We start from the raw sequence: 19372 nt of genomic DNA, 5'->3' as shown, positions 1-19372 counted from the left end.
AAATATCTCGTTACAAATAAGGTGTAAAAATATGCGACTTACACTTGCCTAATGTGAACTGTCAGCATCCTTTACACGCCCCCCTGCCTCTTTCTCCACTACGATGTCTATGCTCACTGCAAAAACATCGCTGTCATCGATACTTAACTTTACATATGAAAAAACGAATATATGATTTATCGAATATGGGTGCTCTCGCCTTAGCCTTAATTGACAATTCGCGCTTTAAAGGAAAATCTATGACTATCAAAATAGGTATTAACGGTTTCGGCCGCATGGGACGTCTGTCATTTCGTGCAGCATTCGATCAGGCCGATGTTGAATTTATTCAAATCAATGATCCAGCTGGCAATGCAGAAACCCTGGCGCACCTTATCAACTTTGATTCCGTTCATGGTCGCTGGCACCACGAAGCGGTTGCTGATGGTGATAACATAGTGATCGGGGATACAGTGATTCAATGTACCCAGAACAAAGCGATTGGCGACACCGATTGGTCTGGTTGTGATGTAGTGATAGAAGCCTCCGGCCAAATGAAAACCCAGAGCCTGCTGAACGCCTACCTCGAACAAGGCGTGAAGCGTGTCGTGGTGACGGCACCAGTTAAAGAAGACGGTGTGTTAAACATTGTCATGGGTGTCAACCATGACCAGTACAACCCAGACGCCCACCGTATCGTGACCGCCGCTTCCTGCACCACTAACTGCCTGGCCCCGGTAGTAAAAGTGATCCATGAAAAACTCGGCATTGTCCATGGTTCCATGACGACCATCCATGACATTACAAATACACAAACCATTATTGACACTCCCCATCAAGATCTCCGTCGAGCCCGTGCTTGCGGCAGTTCGTTGATTCCGACGACAACAGGTTCTGCCACCGCAATTACCCACATCTTTCCGGAACTGCAAGGCCGGCTGAACGGTCATGCTGTCCGTGTTCCGCTGACCAATGCCTCATTGACGGACTGCGTTTTCGAGCTCAGCCGTGAAACCACGGAAGCAGAGGTAAATGCATTGCTGAAAGAGGCAGCCGATGGCGAGCTGAAAGGTATTCTTGGCTATGAAGAACGGCCGCTGGTCTCTATCGATTACCGCACCGACCCACGCTCAGGCATTATTGATGCGCTATCAACAATGGTCATCAACGGCACCCAGCTTAAACTTTATGTCTGGTATGACAATGAGTGGGGCTATGCGAACCGTACTGCTGAGCTCGCACTGATGGTAGGCCGCATGGATAACACACAATAGGAGCTGTTTTATCATGCCGTTTTCTGCCATTTCCCGGGAAATGAAACAGTACCTGATCGTCACAGGTAACTACTGGGCGTTTACCCTAACTGATGGCGCATTGCGGATGCTCGTGGTGCTGCATTTTAATGGGCTTGGGTACAGCCCGCTGCAAATCGCACTGCTGTTTCTGTTCTATGAGTTTTTCGGTGTTGTGACCAATCTGGTTGGCGGCTGGTTAGGCGCTCGGATTGGCCTGAACCGGACAATGAACATTGGCCTGGGACTCCAAATCATCGCCCTTGCCATGCTGATGGTTCCCGCTGGCATGCTAACAGTTACGTGGGTGATGGCCGCTCAGGCACTGTCGGGAATCGCGAAAGACCTTAACAAGATGAGCGCCAAGAGTGCAGTGAAAACCCTGGTACCCGCGAATGCAGATGGCACACTTTATAAATGGGTGGCGATATTGACAGGCTCCAAAAATGCCCTGAAAGGCGCAGGGTTCTTTCTCGGCGGAGCGCTGCTGTCTATGCTGGGGTTTCAAGGTGCCGTCACGGCAATGGCGGCTGTACTGGGTCTGGTTTGGCTAATGAGCCTGATATCGCTTAACACAGAATTGGGTCAGGCTAAAAACAAGCCTAAGTTTACCCACCTGTTTTCCAAAAGCGCACCGGTCAATGTGCTTTCCGCGGCCCGATTATTTTTGTTCGGCGCACGGGATGTCTGGTTTGTGGTGGCACTGCCGGTTTATCTTGCCAGCCAGTTTGGCTGGGATCATTGGTATGTTGGCGGTTTTCTGGCCAGTTGGATAATCGGCTACGGTATCGTGCAGGGGTTTGCTCCAAAAATCACTGGAAAAGCATCAGGTCATGTGCCTGATGGCCGCACAGCCATGGCATGGGCCGGAGGCTTGGCACTGTTGCCAGCGCTTATTGCCATTGCACTGATGCAGGACATATTGCCAGAGCTCTCTCTGGTGGTGGGGCTTTTGGTGTTTGGTGCGGTATTTGCAGTCAATTCCTCGCTTCACAGTTACCTAATAGTCAGCTACGCCCGGGAAGATGGTGTATCAATGGATGTCGGTTTCTACTACATGGCCAATGCAATGGGTCGCTTGGCCGGCACCTTGCTTTCGGGCTGGATTTATCAGGATTACGGACTGGTTGCCTGTCTTTGGGCATCTGCAGCTATGTTGGCTTTGGCGAGTGTCATCAGTTACTGGTTGCCGACAAACATACGGGACACGCCGGTAGTTCACTGACCCATTCATTAAGCCGGGAAAATCCAACCCGGCTTTTCATTCCACCTTTTGTCAGGCAACGGAACAGTAATTCTGCACCAGGATCTGTTTCTCACGATACGCTTTATTCAAGGCGCTGACTTCAACAACCGGCCCTAACATTTTTACACGCATCAGCGTGCCTCGGGAACCAGAAATCTCAGCCGCGCGACCATCAGAGTAGTCACTGACATATTGGAAGGTTTCGATTGCAAGATGCAGCAAGTTAAAGTCCTGTCGACGGACTGAGAGGTAAGAACGCCACATCAACGCATCGAAAACTTCTGCGGCATTGTATGCTCTTATCACAAACCGCCAGCTTCTATCTTCACCATAGAAGTCTAAAGGGAAAAATTTGCGGATTCGTTTTGTCGTTTTCAATGTGATATCTCTTATTCCATGTGAAAACCGGATATGCTGACATCGCATAGACGCGAGATTGCATATACAGTCTCAGTATAGAAGCTGATTTCATTGCCGCCACAACACAACACGAAATAAATCGCTGTTTTTAAAGCGTTATGTCCCTTTTATTTAAACAACGATATTTATGGTCACTTGCAGGGAGATGTGTCAAGCCGTGCGTGCCCTGTGCATTCTTCATCAGGGTAATACCCACCGCGGCATTATCACCATCAGCATGGGCGAGGTTATTTGCTCACCGGCGCCATAGCGACATCCGGCTTTTTCACCGATTGTCTCTGAATTCAGAAACACGGGGGGTTATAAACATGCAACTATTAGGGATCCTAAAAATGCATGTGCACGGAGTCCAGTATGGTGGCTGTCACCCCACCGCGACAAATTTGCCATATCATCAGCTCACTGGAAGATACTGAGCAGAATGCACTGGTTATTGCCAACATTCGCCAATTTCCGCAGCCGCATTTTGAGCACACACTGATTGTCCTGAAAAAGTCCCATCCCCTGTCTGTGGTGCTCCCCCACGATGTCAGTTGCCTTGAACTGGCACTGAAAGGCTCTTGGCTTCATCGCATGCGGGAATGCCATAGAGCGCTAACGGTATTGAGACCGGATATTTGCCAAACTTATGGCGAACATGCTTTTCCTGTGCAATGGTTTGCGCACCGACTCAACATTCCGTTAAAACTTCACATCCATCATTCAACACGCGCCCAATCGGGGTGGGCACTGGATCCGATCCGCAGCGTGAAATATCGCCTTCTCTCCCATTCAGTTGATGTTGTGATCTCTACCGAAGATAGCGACCTGATCTGGTTAACCGAAAAAGCCCTGCTGGAATCAGGGAAAACACAGCTTATCCGTAGTGGTATCGACAACCGCTACCATTGTCCCAGGCTACGAGAAATCGATTCTGGAATCTCCAATCACTTTGTCGGGACGGTGCCAATCCCGGCACATCACTTCGTTGTGGGTGTGCCGGTAGCAGGCTCCAATAAATCGACAGTGTTGGCATTTCTGGATGAATATATCGCTGCCAGGGCGCAGTCTGCACGCTTCGCACGTGATTGTCTGCTTCTGCTGCTGGGGAATAGCCCGCACCTTCACGAATACAGAAATGCGCTTGAGCGCGCCGGTATCAACGATGACAGTGTACGCATCTGCAATCACTCAGACTACGATCGTTTTTACCACCATATTGACGCCATAGTCAGTTTGGACGAAAAAGGGCACACACCGGTTTCATTGCTTGAAGCCATGTCGATGGGGTTACCCGTTATCCGTCAACGTGATGATGACAGTGAATGTATCGACGGTGATCCACTGTTGTGGCCAACCGACTACGACGCTAACTTGATGCAATACCAACTCTTGACTCTGTATGATAATGACCATCAACGAATGCGGCTCGGCCAGGCTTCACGGCGATACGTCATAGAAAAACATAGCCATCATGAATACCGTCTCCGATACCGGGCGCTCTATACGCGGGCCAAAAAGAACGAAGTTATGGAACCGTCTGGTACTGCTACCGTGCTGCACAAGCAGTGGGTCACTCACGAATAAAGGTTGATTCGATCTCCAGCTCTATCGCACTGCTTCTCCAATATTCAAAGACCACTTCTTGCGCAGTATCTGTGTCATCGATATTCACTCGGGTAATTTTCAGGGCGGGGGCGCCAGCGGTAGAACGTATCGCCAAGGCAACACTGTGATCAAACGTAGTGGAATTTACAATGTAGCGCGATTTGGCAAACTGCAATTGCCACGCTGACTGGTAAAGCGGCAGTAACTCCCCATCCAAATCATGTTGCAGAAGATTGGGGACACGATCAGCCCGGATCACGTGTTCTGCAAGCATGACTGGCCGACCGTCAATACTGTGTAGACGAACAACACGATACACATCGGAAAACGGTGGCAGCGACAGCAACTGACAGCTTTCTTTATTCGCCATCATGCTTTCTGACGCGATCACGTTAATAGATGGACGCCGCCCTTGGGCAAGGGCAAATGCGGAAAAATCGCGGGGAGCAGAAAGGTTTATCTTGAGAGGTCGGTGGGAAACAAACCAGCCCCGCCGATCTTCACGGAAAATCAGTCCATCGGTCTCCAACAATGACAGGGCTTCACGGAGTGTCACCCGTGTTGTTTTAAATGACTCAGCAAGCTTTCGTTCTGAAGGCAGTTTGGTACCTGCGGCCAACTGGCCACTGGAAATTTGTTCGCGAATAGCATCGGTGATTTTGATGTACTGCAAGCAATGCCGCTCTTATTTCCCAAAATAAAGAGCCAAGCATACCTCAGTCATCGGGAGATTACAGCCGTTGATACCCAAACAACGTAAACGTGCTGGATATCAGGAAATGTTGGGTAGCTGCCTAACGCCAACGCACACCAGTAAGGGAGAGGATTTCCATGCGCTCCAACTCTTTTAGCAGGTTACGGGCATATTCCGGTTCACAGACTGACAACGCTGACAATGCCGCTCCCAAGGAAAGGTTCTTCTCAAGAAGAGACAGGAAGACGCTGGTGGCACTGTCACACACCATCACATCACCGGTGTTGGGGCTAAAAAGCACCATCTGATCGCCAGATTCATAACTGCAAGCCTCAAGCGAAAAGTTTTCGGCAAGACACACATCCACATCAGCCTTCAGCACCAGATTATTATCTATCAGTTCTGTCACTCTCATCGTTACTACTCCGCTGCCCGAAAACTGAAGACGACACTTGCACAATCAAAACAAGCAACTGTTTAACTGTATATGCTGATTTCTTTTTCCACACTATATTTAGGGGCAATTACCTTGATGTCTCAATATCAAGACGGAGAGACTCCAACCCATCCGGAACCCAAGAACTACTTCAAACGGAAAGAACGAGAATCTGTTGACCTTTTGAGGCTATTCCTGACCACAAAAGGTCAACAGACCCTAGCGCTGGAGAGCATATTTTTCTATCAGGGTATACAGTGTTGGGCGTGACACTCCCAGCAGATTGGCAGTCTGGGACATGTTGCCTTCCGCGCGCGCCAAAGCACGTGTAACGGCATGACGTTCTGCCTCTTCCCGTACCTGCCTAAGGTTGATGGACAACCCACTGTCTTTACGGTGTTCTTTCGTCAGCGCCAAATCCACTGCACTGATTTGGGTACCATCGGCCATGATCACAGCGGACTGCACTTTGTTCTGCAACTCACGCACATTTCCAGGCCAAGAATAAGACAGTAAGGCTTCAATAGCATCTTCTGTGAACCCAGCCAGATTACGGTTTAAGCTTTCGTTAAACTGGAGTAAAAAGGTTTTCGCCAGCAGCAGAGTGTCATCCTCACGTTCACGAAGCGGTGGAATATTGATCGTCACTTCGCCGAGCAAATGCAAAAGATCTTCCCGAAATCGACGATCACCGGCACGGTGATTCAGCTCTTGATGAGTCGCTGCCACTACTTTCACATCAACAGGAATCGCGCGCTGGCCTGCAATGCGATCAACCACGCGCTCTTGCAGAAACCGCAGTACTTTTGCCTGAATAGCAGGGGGCATATCCCCCACCTCATCCAGAAACAGTGTCCCCTCCTGCGCTGTTTCAATCTTGCCAACCTTCACCTGGCGCGAGTCAAAATTCCCTTTTTCGATACCAAACAGCTCACTATCAAGCAAGTCTTCAGGAATGGAAGCGCAATTGACTGTTACAAATGGCTTGCCGCTTCGGCCGCTGCGATCATGTATCGCCCGGGCTAGCAATGCTTTACCCGTTCCGCTTTCTCCATAAATTAAGGTACTCACATCGGTACTTGCTACACGATCTACCATTTTTAGGGTCTGTACCATAGGGGCACTGCCACCCAATATTAGACGTTGCTGCCGCTCAAAGGCTTTAAGGCGCCCAATGTCAATTTCCAGCTTTGCAATGTATCTGGACCTTTTTACTATCATCCGCAGCAGATCATCATTGAAAGGACGCTCAATGATATCGAAAGCCCCTGCCTCTAACGCGAGTGTCGGATCACTATCTTTTTCTTTATCAATCACCATCACTACCTTGGTACGTGGTGAAAGCATCAGGATTTCTTTGACCAGAGACAGTGAAGTGGTATTGGTCTGACCCACAACCACCACTGACGTTAATACTTGGTTTAGCGCTGAAGACACGCTATCTGGTGGAGCCGTAATAATTGACGTTTCACTTTCTAAGGCGTGGCTTAATTGTTTTTGTGACGCTGGATTATCATCAATAATAAGCAATGCGTCCTGACGTTTGCCGGTCAGGGTTAGCTCGGTATCAACCATGTATCTCCCCTTTGGGTATTCACACCGTGTATTAATATTGCCTCAGACCACTTATCCTTACCCGGTTTACTACCGGGTACAGGAAGCAACACGGGAACTGTGTTTATTGCCTGTATTGGCATGACGGATCCAACGGACAATCCAAACTTAACTGTCGGCTATTGGATGCGAACTCATCACCTGACAGTTGTTCAGTACCTTGATGAATCTTTTAAAGTCACGGTGTTTTCTAACGGGTTTGCGCAGCTTTCACTCGCCCTGAAACAACAATAGCCATTGGCTACCCGTCATCGGCTGCATATCTAAAACACGGAAAACCACCCGGTGACAACACGTTACCAAACCAAAAGACAGTCAGGGATCTCAGGCTTTCGTTTTTATCGTTATCACCCTTCCGGTCAGTGCTGGTGCACAGGAGCCGACATCAGGCAAGCAACCTAACACCTAACATTCACTGGTTCGTGGGATACTCTAGCAGGATGACTATTGGGTATGTCTGATAAAGGTAGGAAATACGGTTAATTCTTATTTTGTAGTCACATTCTCTGAATTCAACAATGGGAAGATATGGGGGAATATGTTCAAACGTGTCGATATTTAGCGGCAACTTTCGTTCTCACTGACATAAGTATCATGCCGAGCTTATTTTGACCATGCCGGTTTTTTCCACTTCCCCAAAACATATCACATGGAGAATTTTCGATAAGCAAGGCGGGATGGGTGGCCATTAACTGTTGGCAGAGATCATCGTGCTGCAAAAACTTTTCCATCACGGCAAAATACATAATGTCACAGCGAATCGCTTCCCAATCTGCTCGCACAAAGGATTGATATTCACGACTAAGAGAAAAGGCTTCCCGGGGAGTGAGCGCTGCACGAATTTTTTGTTGTAACGACTTATCGGTGAATTTTTGGGCGTGGTAATAGTGCTCGGTAGACAGCCAACGCTCCCCATCAATATCAATCATGGCCGGATAAAAGTTGGACAAAAACCCATAGGCTTCATCAGGTTCATAGAAATAAATTATTGAAGGTACCAGACTGCCACCACTTCCTGTTTTCTATAGAGTTTAGTCAACCGTTTTTTCAGTACAAACTTTTAAACAAGTTAACTGAGGCTGAACCATACAAAAGCCACGTTGGATAGATTTTGACGCAGGGAAACTCGTTTCCACAGACATTTCCATGGATGAGTTACTGTCTGAATTCATCAATAAAGTCGTAGATATTGTTAACGGTGAATACTGTAAGAATGAACATAATGATATAAGAGAGTTAACCATCTGGAAGAATGGGGTAACGTTATAAGATAAGCCCATGACTGGAATTCATACCGTCACAACGCAGTAAACCAAGACTGATCTGATCAGCTTTATGTTCATCTTATAAAGAGAGTATTAAGGTGTATCAATACGCTGATTTTCAGTCAGGGTTTTCAATTCTACCTCCCTGTTATCCCTCACATTTTCTCTGACGGAGAATAAAGGTCCCCCTTGTACAAAGAATAAGACACCGTTGCAGCTCAGGTTTGTATAAAGTTTTCCTTCATGTTTCGGGAAGAAAACAGTGTCATCTCCCGCTACTTTACTATGAAAATAAGCGCATTTCATTTTCAACTCTTTGAATGAAATCCGCATATTCCAATTGAATCAAAAAGTAATCGACGCCAGTAACAATGCCATAGGAATACTTACATTTAATCAGGCTGGCTTTTTACGTTTGGACTAAGGCAGCATTTATCAAAAGCATGGAAGCGGCATTTCGCAAAGTTTACCAGTACGCAAAGCCAAACCTGACTCTCATGGGCTGGATGGGGTTGATAGGCTTTCCGACGTACTATTTCATCTGGCGTGACCTCTACCCGCAGGCTTATGAAAATTTGCCATTGCGGCTATTTTGTTGCCTGTTTTTCATCACTGTTTTGGTAAGAGATAAACTCAGCCTCCGCTTCCAGGAACATATGCACTGGTTTTACCAAATTGCCATCACCGTCGTCCTGCCCTTCTTCTTTTTCTATATGCTGCTGATGAACAGTTGGTCTACCGTTTGGTTGCTCTCTTTCATGGCAGCAATATTCCTGCATATTCTTCTGGTACACATTACCTGGGTGATGTTTGCCCAAACCGTCATAGGTATAGCTGCAGCTACATTCTGCGCTTGGATAGCGAAGGGATACCAGCTGGAATTTTTACTCGACTGGACCTATATGCCAGTTTTCCTTTTCATGTATCTGTTCGGCAATTTATTTTTTTTCCGAAACCAACAGGAACACGAAACCAAGGTGTCCATTGCCAAGGTATTTGGCGCGGGAATCGCCCACGAAATGCGCAACCCACTCAGTGGAGTGTATTCTTCTATCGACATTATCCGGTCAACGATTCCTGATCCTGACGACAACAATGCACGGATGTACCAACTGCGTGAAGAGGATGTGATATTACTGAGGAAAATCAGTGACGACGCGATGAATATCATTCGTGCAGGCAATGAAACCATTGACTTACTGTTGACTTCAATTGATGAAAACCGTGTTTCGCGCTCCACCTTCAAAAAGCATTCAGCCCTGCATATCCTCAAACACGCTGTCGAAAGCTTCGGGTACAAAAGCAAAGACGACAAATCTGCCATCACAATACAAAGCTCCAAAACCTTTGACTTTCTGGGTAGTGATACCCTGCTGAAATATGTCATCTATAACCTGTTCAAAAACGCGTTTTACCACCGCAAAAATGACAACTTCAGCATTGATCTCCTCGTCGAACCGGGAGAAAAGGAAAACTGCATTGTTGTTCGTGACAATGGTCAGGGGATTCCCAATGATATGCTCGATCAGATTTTTGAAGATTTTTACACCACGGGTAAAAACGGAAACTTTGGGTTAGGGTTGCCCTTTTGCCGCAAAGTCATGCACTCATTCGGCGGTGAAATAAGCTGTCAGTCAAAGCTGGGGGAATGGACAGCCTTTACTCTCACTTTCCCGGCGTTGAACACCTCTGTCGTGCAAAATATCAAGCAAAACCTTATCCAACTTAAGTCGTTACTGATGATCAGCGATGACAATGACCTTATCCAATCCGCCATAAAAAACAGCAAAGCCATGGGGTTTAAACTACAGACCATCAGTGTGCTTCAGGCGTTGCAAAGGCATGAGCTTGATTTGGAGTGCGATGCAGTGGTGGTTGATTTAGAGAGCCTTAAGGCAAACGGTGATGTTCTGGGCCACATTGAACCTCTGCTCTCTTTCACTGAAGCGAAGGTGGTTTACCTGCATCATGGTCCACCAACCCAGCACGCGTCCCACGCTGTTTATAACCCCATCTGGATAGAAGAGATGGTGTGGAGGCTTAATACCCCTACTGTAATGGAAAAGCTGTTTTTTGATACTGTTGATCCCGCAGCACCTACCGTTTCAAAACAGAACAATACGATAGTCAAACAAACCATCATGGTCGTTGATGACAGCGAAACACTGCGCCAATTCACGTCTATTATTTTGGAAAAACAGGGATTTAACGTGGTCCAGTGCCCAGATGGAAACTGCGCCATTGAAACCTTAACCAACGGGGGGCATAGCATTGATTTGATCCTGATGGACATTGAGATGCCGGTGATGGATGGCCTTGAAACCTCCCGTCGCATCCGTCATTCCATTCAGGCTTATGCCGATATACCTATTATTGCCCATACCGGCGACAACTCAAAAACAACCCTTGAGAAGATTCTCTCATCAGGTATGACTGACTTTCTGGTTAAACCTTCCGATCAACAGCAACTGCGCGACAAAATCATCGCCTGGCTGTCGTAAAAAAGCCCTGCCGAGACAGAGCTTCATCCAGATACTCGATCAATCGTTTATCCCCAAACATCTTCAGGCTGTTTGGGGATATACCTTAATAGAAACGAAGATCTGGGTGGTTGTATGCTGCCTGACAAACAGTCAGCACATGATCCACTTCCCGGTAGCTCATATCTGCATTCAATGAGAAACGGATAATGGCCTTGTTCTTCGGTGTTGCCGGTGAACAAAATACCGCCCCAAACACCCCCTTGCTTTCCAGAAAGTCCCGGACATGTTCCGTATTCTGCTCATCACCGCACTCTAGGGAGATGATTTGGGATTCACTGCGAATATTAAAACCAATCTCCTTCAACCCCGCACGCAAGACATCAGATATTTCAAAAAGCCGCCTTCGCTTGTCATCACTGTTTTGGATCACATCAAGGGTTGCCTCAAGCCGGGCAACTTCCTGAGGCAAAACAGTAGAACTGAAAATTGCCGGAAAAGACACAAACGGTAATGCAATGATCAAATTGTCCGGACCCAATACCGCCCCAGCCCGGTAAGCAAATGCCTTAGCAAGGCTGGTAGTAACAAAATCTACCTGGTCCCGTACCTCCATTTCGTTAATCAGACCCGAACCGCCAGGACCATGAGTGCCCAAAGAATGTGATTCATCAACCACCAGCGCACAATCCAGTTCTTTGGCCAATTCACAGATCGCCGGGAGCGGTGCAACAGTACCGATGGTGCTGTAAACCGAATCCACCAAAATGATGCCGGGACCATGTTTTTTTATTTGTCGCTTGAGATTAGAAACGCTGTTGTGCATGAAAGGGATAACTTGAGCTCCTGCTATCCGAGCGCCTTCCCACAATGACATATGGGCAAAGAAATCAATATAGACGTGAGTACCGGGCTCACAAATGGTTTGTAGCAAGCCGACATTCGCCGTCCAGCCAGATTGAGATAATACACACCCATCCATGCCGATAAATTCAGCCAGGCGCTTTTCAAACTCCGGCTTATGCTCAGCATCTTGTAAGAATACCGCTGACATCACGACGTTTTCATTCGTCGTTTTAATTGCATTCAAATGTGCAGTTTGAATATCGTCATCAAAGCTAAGCGCGAGGTAATCATTACTCTGCATGATTACGGCTCCCTCTCCGGGTCGGCTGCTAACAGGCAGTGGCCGTCGGTTTTCATAAGGCTCTGTCATATCGCGCAGAAACGAATTCAGACGAGCCTCGACAAAAGAAGGGAGTTTTTTTTTATATATAGATGTAGATGGAGTAGATGGGGTTTCCATAAGCCTAGCCTCTTCTTGTTAAAGAAAAACGCCACCCGCGGCGCTGTTTTTATATGGCTAATTATGATTGAGGCCTGCCCCTGACTACTTTTTAAGTTTGCGAATTCATACCAATAATTTTGCAAATGATTTGTATGAGAAAATATACAATAAGAAAATACAGTGTCATGAAAACGCCTCATCACCCCAATGATGAGGCTTCAAAATCACGCTTTTCTTGAAATAACAACATTGGTAACCCCTGGCGTGAAGATGACAGAAATAGCAGAGGTAAACGAAGGAAAAGACTGGGTTTAGCGGTTACGAGGGAAAAATAAAACAGAAGACTGTCTCGCGGGAGCGAAAACACATCCCCGGCAATTCACTATTAGCGTTGTCTGGCATCTGTAAGCTAACACAAAAAATGTGTTTTCACCTAATGTGCAAAAACCGCTTTAATTTCGGCGATTTCTTCATTGCTCAAGTATTGGATGTTATCATTCGCAGCATTTAATCTCAGCGCTGCAGTTTCTTCCAGCTCTTCGACATTACGCAGAGCATCTTCCAGATCCTTTCCCATCACAACCAAACCAATATTGGCAATAAGAACAGCATGATGATTTTTCGCCTTTTCTGCCAAAAAACGCGACCCAGAAGATCGAAAAATAGGGATCTTCGGCAATGTTGGAGTTCGCATGGATACAATAGGAGCCAGTGCCGGAAGCACATTTTCTACATTCTGGTGATCGCTTGTCACCAGTTTAGAGATGTTTTTGGGAGTAAGGGTAAAAATCGCTTTGTGTTTAGAATTGGCATTATATATGTCCAGATGATGCTCAAACTCCCAATCGGGTAATTCACCGGACAGTAACTCCCCTTGCAATGATACAACAGAGAAATGTTCTGGCCCCAGCTTTCCCATTCTTAGACCATTAGTAGTAATAAGCACTCTGCCATCTTCCATTTGTGCTGAGAGATTTCCGCATTCTTCGGTATCATGCCCATTTATAACGAGTTTCCGACCATAATCAACGAGTTTATTTCGCAGATTGCCTTGCCCTAACATGCCAAATCTCCAACAAAACTACTTTTCAATGAACACCTGCGTTTTCAATTTATACCTATGAAATCAAATATAATAGATGAAACGATTTTATATCGACACTCACACTATACACCCAAAACTCAGGGATCTTTATATTTCTTAATCAATTAAGGATCCTATTTACCCTCTAGAAAAGATCCCTTTCTTCTGTCAGATGGTTAAATATGACATTAGGTTTAATTATTTTTAACCACACACTGATATTTTTTATCAATTTAAAGATCGCGCAACTAAAATTGTAGTATTAATGAGGTTTTTTTTAGTAATGAGACATCTATCAACTTTTATCACCAATATATCGCTACGGAATGCCTAAGTATAAAACGGTAGTCTGTTCACACACATGTAGAAAAAAGATCCTTCCACTCTGTCTGCTGAGATCGCGCACCCCATGCGCAGGCTGTTTTTCCCTTTCACGTAATCCATTGACACTTCCGACAGTAACAAAACGGCATTTATCTGTCATCTCACTAACGGGATAAGTAAATTTTTCATCGTGTTATAACGCTTCCCGCACTATTATGCGATGATGACTATCAGAGTAGTTTTTTCAATTTTGCCAACCCGTAAGCGGCAATCGTAACATTGTCTTTAATCTCACCATCAATGATCATGCGTTCAAACTCTTCAACCGGAAAAGCCTGTGAGACCAGATCTTCTTCTTCCGCGTCTAGTTGTTTTCCGACCGCTTTCAGGCCAGTGGCAAAATAGACGTGACAGGTTTGGTTTAAAAAACCGTAAGCAATGTATTGGGCGCCAACATAGACCATATTTTCAGCCGCCATGCCGGTTTCCTCCTGCAACTCCCCTTTCGCCAACGCTAAATGATCAGCATCAGGATTGGATTCCCAAGCGCCTTGCGGCAACTCCCAACAGCGCTGCTGGACGGTATAGCGATACTGTTGCACCAAATGGATTAACCCATGATCAATGGCAATAATAATGGCGCAATCTGGCTTATCAACCACGCCATAAATACCTTCAACACCGCTGGGCCTAGCAATCCTGTCTTCACGCACGGTCATCCATTTGTTCTGGTAAACCACTTTGCTATCAAGCTGTTTGATCATGGTCTGTGCTGTTCCTTCTCAACTGGTGGGACTGTTCATCATGCCACCTTCATGCCCACGAGCCCAAAGGTAGCATGTAATGTCTGTTATTCTGCACTAATGATACGTTCTCCTGCTTGCCAAAATCGGGATTCATGATATTTTTCTGCCCAGTTATCCAACGGGAATAGTAACGATGCCAAAGGCAAGCGAAATTAAAAAAAATGCCGTTATCGAACACAATGGTAAGGTACTGGCAGTAAAAGACATTTCCAAACTGACTCCAAGCGGTCGCGCAGGCAACAGCCTTTACCGTATGCGTCTTTATGATGTAGCGACCGGTGCCAAAGTCGACGAAAGCTTCAAAGCAGACGACATGATCACCCTGGCAGACTTCAGCCGCCATGCCGCTGACTTCTCCTATATCGATGGCAACGAATATGTGTTTATGGATTGTGAAGATTACACACCCTATCACTTCAACAAAGATGACATTGAAGAAGAACGGCTGTTCATTACCGAAGAAACCAAAGGCATTCAGGTACTGACTGTCAGTGGCAAACCTGTTGCGCTCGAATTGCCTGCCGCAGTAGATCTGGTGATCACTGAAACGTCGCCGTCTATCAAAGGCGCATCAGCCAGTGCCCGAACCAAGCCTGCTACCCTGACTACCGGTTTGGTTGTGCAGGTGCCGGAGTACGTTGCCCCGGGTGATAAAATCCGCGTGAATACCGCGGAACACAAGTTTATGAACCGTGTAGAAGCCAAATAAGAAAACGTCCTCCACATTCATGCCCCCAACCTCTGGGGGCATTTTTTATTCTCGTAAACCGAGTAAACGGTTTTTCAAGACATTGAAACACTTCGGAGCATGTCATGCCGTATACTTTCGACATGCCTTTTATTCTTCAGGGAAGACCCATGACAATCCGTGTTTTGCTCAACGGTAAAAAAGCCGGGCTGGAACCTGTACGCAATGCCATCTTTGCCGCAAGAGAAAATGGTAACGTGGAAGTCCGCGTGACCTGGGAAACCGGTGATATTGAAAGACTGGTCAACGACGCTGTCCACGAAGGGTGTTCCCGGATTGTGGCGGCAGGGGGAGACGGAACAGTTAATGAATGCGCGTCCGCCTTGATGCAACACCCACCGGCATCGCGCCCGGAATTGGCCGTGATGCCCCTCGGAACCGCCAACGATTTTGCTACCGCCTGCCAAATTCCCGTCGATTTGGAACACGCCTTAACACTCGCTCAAGCGGGGAAATCGGTACCTGTCGACTGTGTGAAAGCAAATAACCGATATTTTATCAATATCGCCAGTGGTGGCTTTGGTGCCAAAGTAACGGCTGAAACCCCCGCGCCCCTGAAGAACTTCCTGGGTGGCGGCGCCTACACCCTTTCCGGTATTGTCCAAGCACTGGGTTTTGTCCCCTACAGCGGCACAACACGGCACCCAGGGCAGGAAACAGAAGATGAAGTCATTATCGGTGCGGTCTGCAATGGCCGACAGGCAGGTGGCGGACAAGTATTGGGGCCTCAGGCCATGCTCAACAATGGCATGCTGGATTCAATCGTGTTGAGGCACTTTCCTCTCGAAGCCCTGGCACAAGTCATTGCCGAGTTGAAAGACGATACGTTGAACGGTGTATATGTTCGCCGTGTCCGTACCCCCTGGATTGAATGGCAGTCAGAAGAAGAAATGCCCATCAACCTTGACGGCGAGCCCATTTCAGCCAAGTACATCCGTTTTGAGGCCATCCCTGACGCCATTCGCCTGGTCTTGCCCCCAAACTGTCCATTGATTGGCTGATATCTGGGGCGGGTTATTCCCCGGCCCCACGCAGCGAGCATCTCAGTTCATCACAATGGCTTCTATACGCTTTGTAAGGATGCACCTTGGCAGTGGCACATAATAGAAAAAAGCAATCAAAACAATCGTTGAAACAAAATGGCATTCAGGGGTCAAAGTCATTAGTCTGAGCACAAAATAAGTTAAAGAAAAGGTTTTAAAATGAGTACATTAACCGTGCGTTGCCCACATTGTTACAAACTGAACCGTATTCCGGCAGAACGCGTGGACGACAACCCAAGCTGTGGTGTGTGCAAGTCAGCGTTGCTCAATGGCAAGCCTGTCGAGGGTACCGACACAAACATAGATGCCCTGTTAACGTCCGGCAAACCCGTCGTGATCGACTTCTGGGCACCGTGGTGCGGGCCATGTCAGGGATTTGCGCCGGTATTTGAAGCCACTGCCGCGCAAAAGGCTGAGGAGGCGATTTTCGTGAAAGTAAACACCGAAGATCAACAGGCCCTATCAGCCAAATACCGCATTCGCAGCATTCCGACCATCATGGTGTTCAAAGACGGCAAGATGGCACAACACATCAACGGGGCGTTGCCGCCAAATGAATTCAACGACTGGCTGGCGCAAACACTCTAAGCCTCAATGTCACCAAAGGGTGCAATGGCGTCCTTCTTTTTCCCAGTGTTTGTTTCCCCAGACGAACGCCCTCAATACATCAAGGGTTGTTATCAAAAAATATTAATGATAATAATTATCATTATCCAAATACAGATGCGAGCCAGCCTACTGGATTCGTAACAAAAGGACTCTGTATGACGACACAAGCATTCAGAACAGAAAAAGACAGCATGGGTGAAGTCCGTGTACCGGCAACTGCGCTCTATCAGGCACAGACACAAAGAGCGGTAGACAATTTCCAGCTCAGCCGCCATACCATGCCGGTCACCTTTATTCAGGCATTGGCCTACATCAAGCAAACCGCTGCTCTCACCAATGCGCAACTGGGATTGCTTCAAGGCGATATCGCTGAAGCGATTTCGACGGCGGCACAACAAATTATTGATGGCGAGCACCTTGATCAGTTTCCTGTCGATGTATTTCAGACCGGGTCTGGCACCAGTTCAAACATGAACGCGAACGAAGTGATTGCCACACTTGCCAGCGTTCACCTTGGTGGTGCAGTCAGCCCCAATGACCATGTCAACATGGGCCAAAGCAGCAATGACGTGATCCCGACAGCGATTCAGGTCAGCGCTGCCCTGATGATTGAAAAGTACCTGCTGCCTTCTCTACAACACCTTGCTGATACGCTGCAAATGAAGCGGGAAGACATTGGGGAAGTGATCAAAACCGGACGCACCCACCTGATGGACGCGATGCCAGTGACGTTTGATCAAGAGCTGGGTGGCTGGCAATTTCAGATTGAGCACGCCAAACAAAGCATCGAGCGCAGTCTGGAAGCGGTGAAAGCACTTGCACAGGGCGGCACCGCTGTCGGCACTGGCATTAATGCTGACCCACGGTTTGCCGCGGCATTCGCCCACAATCTGTCACAAGTGACCGGTATTCAGTTCAGCGCCAGCAAGAACTTCTTCTTCAACCTCAGCAGCCAGGACGCGATTGTTGCCCTGTCTGGCCAGCTCAAAACCGCCGCGGTGGCCATGATGAAGATTGCCAACGACCTGCGCTGGATGAACTCCGGCCCACTGGCAGGTCTCGGTGAGATTGAGCTTCAGGGGCTGCAGCCCGGTTCATCTATCATGCCGGGCAAGGTGAACCCTGTTATTCCAGAAGCCGTCGCCATGGCTGCAGCTCAGGTGATCGGGAACGATACTACTGTGACCGTGGCAGGCCAGTCTGGCAACTTCCAGCTGAACGTGATGCTGCCGGTGATTGCCCATAATGTGCTGGAAAGTATTGAGTTGCTTAGCAACAGTGCCCGTGCACTGGCAGACAAAGCCATCTTCACGTTCACGGTTCGCAAAGACAACCTGGATGTTGCACTGGCAAAAAACCCGATTCTGGTCACCGCCCTGAACCCGGTGATTGGTTATCTGAAAGCGGCGGAAATTGCTAAAAAAGCGTACAAAGAAGGCCGAGCAATCATTGACGTTGCCGAAGAAGCAACAGATTTAGACAGGGAAACACTCACGCGCTTGCTTGACCCCACCAAGCTGACTCAAGGTGGATTGGCCGAATAACGCCGTAAAACGAAAACGTCATTTGCTGCACTATTGAAACTGCTGCGCTATCAGAACACAAACGCCCTCAATATAGAGGGCGTTTGCTGTTTGAAAAGCAGATATTTTCAGGTGAAACTCAATGCTTTCTTGGGCCATGGCGAACCAGATCTTTTCCAGTTTCGAACACCGCCTGGGTCACGTTGCGCGCAAGGATCAGCTGGTGCTTGTCATCCAATACCGCCACAAACGGCTGACCGGTTGCATTATTGGTTGCCAGCGCCACGCCGGCCACTCCTGTCAGGCCTAATCCCCCATTTTCAACCGAGATAAGAAAGGCTTCCAGCTCTTCAAGGCTGTCGATGATATCAATATCGTTATTCATCACGTCACAGTCAGTGTATTTGAAACAATGCGCGGGATTATTTCATCTGGGGTTTGGGTTGGCAATGTGGGGTTTCGCTTCCCAAGCACATTAAGCGTTGGGCAGCTCCTCGAATCGATGACCCACTATCTCAGCGGAAGACAACGCTGATTCTGACGCGGGGAAAAATACACGTCTCGCGCCTGCTCCTAAAGCAGCTTCGCGAAACGCCCTGATTTCAACATTGGTATAGCCACCTTCTGATGTTTCAAGTAACTGGACAATCGCAATGGGTGAAAGTGAAAAAAGGGTTCTGGGTAAAAGCTCGGCAGAAATATCTTTGAAGCACTTTTCAACATCAAAGAAATCCCCCATGAGTGTTCTGGGATGGGCCAACGCGGAACAGCTTTTATATACCACTTTGCCACTCTCCACATGTGTGGCGTGGACTTGCCCCTTCTTCACCCGATAATAGATATGCGTACTTTTAAACATTTGTTCTTCCCTAAACATAAAATAAATGACGGCTCGCTATTGTCCCCTGCGCCCACTAAATATGGTTGCGCCGCT

19 protein-coding genes are annotated in these 19372 nt (G+C 47.6%); 9 read left to right on the top strand and 10 right to left on the bottom strand.

Going from position 1 to position 19372, the window contains the following annotated elements; translation table 11 throughout:
* Positions 1 to 239: 239 nt before the first annotated feature.
* Complete coding sequence (locus tag VHA_RS12960; protein ID WP_040528903.1) at positions 240 to 1253, top strand: ArsJ-associated glyceraldehyde-3-phosphate dehydrogenase; 1014 nt, start codon at positions 240 to 242, stop codon at positions 1251 to 1253.
* A 13-nt stretch (positions 1254 to 1266) separates the two neighbouring features.
* Complete coding sequence (gene arsJ, locus VHA_RS12955; RefSeq protein ID WP_005505009.1) at positions 1267 to 2496, top strand: organoarsenical effux MFS transporter ArsJ; 1230 nt, start codon at positions 1267 to 1269, stop codon at positions 2494 to 2496.
* Positions 2497 to 2547: 51 nt separating this feature from the next.
* Here arsJ and VHA_RS12950 read toward each other — a convergent pair whose 3' ends face one another.
* Positions 2548 to 2823 carry a hypothetical protein gene (locus VHA_RS12950; RefSeq protein ID WP_226926493.1) on the bottom strand — a complete coding sequence of 92 codons (276 nt, stop codon included), beginning with the start codon at positions 2821 to 2823 and terminating at the stop codon, positions 2548 to 2550.
* A gap of 468 nt (positions 2824 to 3291) precedes the next feature.
* Between VHA_RS12950 and VHA_RS12945 the strand changes: the two genes are divergently transcribed.
* The gene (locus VHA_RS12945) at positions 3292 to 4503 is read left to right on the top strand and encodes a glycosyltransferase (protein WP_005505000.1); all 1212 of its coding nucleotides are present in this window, start codon (positions 3292 to 3294) and stop codon (positions 4501 to 4503) included.
* Here VHA_RS12945 and VHA_RS12940 read toward each other — a convergent pair.
* The 4 genes from VHA_RS12940 to ybiA all read right to left on the bottom strand — a co-directional run bounded on the left by VHA_RS12940 (position 4490) and on the right by ybiA (position 8254).
* On the bottom strand, positions 4490 to 5197 hold the full coding sequence (locus VHA_RS12940) for a UTRA domain-containing protein (protein ID WP_005504999.1): 708 nt from the start codon (positions 5195 to 5197) through the stop codon (positions 4490 to 4492). The two genes, VHA_RS12945 and VHA_RS12940, sit on opposite strands and share 14 nt — an antisense overlap.
* A 121-nt stretch (positions 5198 to 5318) precedes the next feature.
* The gene (locus tag VHA_RS12935) at positions 5319 to 5633 is read right to left on the bottom strand and encodes a hypothetical protein (protein WP_005504998.1); all 315 of its coding nucleotides are present in this window, start codon (positions 5631 to 5633) and stop codon (positions 5319 to 5321) included.
* Between the two features lie 240 nt (positions 5634 to 5873).
* A complete protein-coding gene (locus VHA_RS12930) occupies positions 5874 to 7229 on the bottom strand; it encodes a sigma 54-interacting transcriptional regulator (RefSeq protein WP_005504997.1) in 1356 nt (451 codons plus the stop codon).
* Positions 7230 to 7810: 581 nt separating this feature from the next.
* Positions 7811 to 8254 (bottom strand): riboflavin biosynthesis intermediates N-glycosidase, encoded by a 444-nt coding sequence (gene ybiA, locus VHA_RS12925; RefSeq protein WP_256597269.1) that lies wholly within the window; start codon positions 8252 to 8254, stop codon positions 7811 to 7813.
* 100 nt (positions 8255 to 8354) lie between these two features.
* Here ybiA and VHA_RS18705 point away from each other — a divergent pair, with 100 nt between their 5' ends.
* Positions 8355 to 8537 carry a UxaA family hydrolase gene (locus VHA_RS18705; protein WP_081456029.1) on the top strand — a complete coding sequence of 61 codons (183 nt, stop codon included), beginning with the start codon at positions 8355 to 8357 and terminating at the stop codon, positions 8535 to 8537.
* A 439-nt stretch (positions 8538 to 8976) separates the two neighbouring features.
* Positions 8977 to 11034, top strand: coding sequence for an ATP-binding response regulator (locus VHA_RS12915; RefSeq protein ID WP_040528899.1), 2058 nt, complete (start codon positions 8977 to 8979; stop codon positions 11032 to 11034).
* A gap of 85 nt (positions 11035 to 11119) precedes the next feature.
* On the opposite strand, the gene cqsA is transcribed toward VHA_RS12915, so the two are convergent.
* The 3 genes from cqsA to VHA_RS12900 all read right to left on the bottom strand — a co-directional run bounded on the left by cqsA (position 11120) and on the right by VHA_RS12900 (position 14473).
* The gene (gene cqsA, locus VHA_RS12910; RefSeq protein WP_050778560.1) at positions 11120 to 12319 is read right to left on the bottom strand and encodes an alpha-hydroxyketone-type quorum-sensing autoinducer synthase; all 1200 of its coding nucleotides are present in this window, start codon (positions 12317 to 12319) and stop codon (positions 11120 to 11122) included.
* Between the two features lie 415 nt (positions 12320 to 12734).
* Entirely contained in the window at positions 12735 to 13364 is a 630-nt protein-coding gene (locus VHA_RS12905; protein WP_040528898.1) for a class II aldolase/adducin family protein, read from the bottom strand.
* Between the two features lie 575 nt (positions 13365 to 13939).
* The gene (locus VHA_RS12900) at positions 13940 to 14473 is read right to left on the bottom strand and encodes an NUDIX domain-containing protein (RefSeq protein ID WP_005504989.1); all 534 of its coding nucleotides are present in this window, start codon (positions 14471 to 14473) and stop codon (positions 13940 to 13942) included.
* Between the two features lie 175 nt (positions 14474 to 14648).
* On the opposite strand from VHA_RS12900, the gene efpL reads away from it, so the two are divergent.
* The 4 genes from efpL to VHA_RS12880 all read left to right on the top strand — a co-directional run bounded on the left by efpL (position 14649) and on the right by VHA_RS12880 (position 18459).
* Entirely contained in the window at positions 14649 to 15224 is a 576-nt protein-coding gene (gene efpL / locus VHA_RS12895) for an elongation factor P-like protein EfpL (RefSeq protein WP_005504987.1), read from the top strand.
* 149 nt (positions 15225 to 15373) lie between these two features.
* Positions 15374 to 16264, top strand: a complete 891-nt coding sequence (gene yegS, locus VHA_RS12890; protein WP_005504985.1) for a lipid kinase YegS — start codon at positions 15374 to 15376, stop codon at positions 16262 to 16264.
* A 201-nt stretch (positions 16265 to 16465) separates the two neighbouring features.
* Positions 16466 to 16894, top strand: a complete 429-nt coding sequence (trxC, locus tag VHA_RS12885) for a thioredoxin TrxC (RefSeq protein WP_005504981.1) — start codon at positions 16466 to 16468, stop codon at positions 16892 to 16894.
* Between the two features lie 176 nt (positions 16895 to 17070).
* On the top strand, positions 17071 to 18459 hold the full coding sequence (locus VHA_RS12880) for a class II fumarate hydratase (protein ID WP_005504979.1): 1389 nt from the start codon (positions 17071 to 17073) through the stop codon (positions 18457 to 18459).
* 118 nt (positions 18460 to 18577) lie between these two features.
* Here the strand turns inward: VHA_RS12880 and VHA_RS12875 are convergent, their stop codons facing one another.
* On the bottom strand, positions 18578 to 18823 hold the full coding sequence (locus tag VHA_RS12875) for a hypothetical protein (RefSeq protein ID WP_005504978.1): 246 nt from the start codon (positions 18821 to 18823) through the stop codon (positions 18578 to 18580).
* 90 nt (positions 18824 to 18913) lie between these two features.
* Entirely contained in the window at positions 18914 to 19297 is a 384-nt protein-coding gene (locus VHA_RS12870; protein WP_040528896.1) for a hypothetical protein, read from the bottom strand.
* Between the last annotated feature and the right edge of the window lie 75 nt (positions 19298 to 19372).

It is taken from the genome of Grimontia hollisae CIP 101886, assembly GCF_000176515.1.
GTDB classification, from domain to species: domain Bacteria; phylum Pseudomonadota; class Gammaproteobacteria; order Enterobacterales; family Vibrionaceae; genus Enterovibrio; species Enterovibrio hollisae.
The sequence above is the reverse complement of the archived record's forward strand: the minus strand, read 5'-3'. Positions and strand labels throughout refer to the sequence as shown.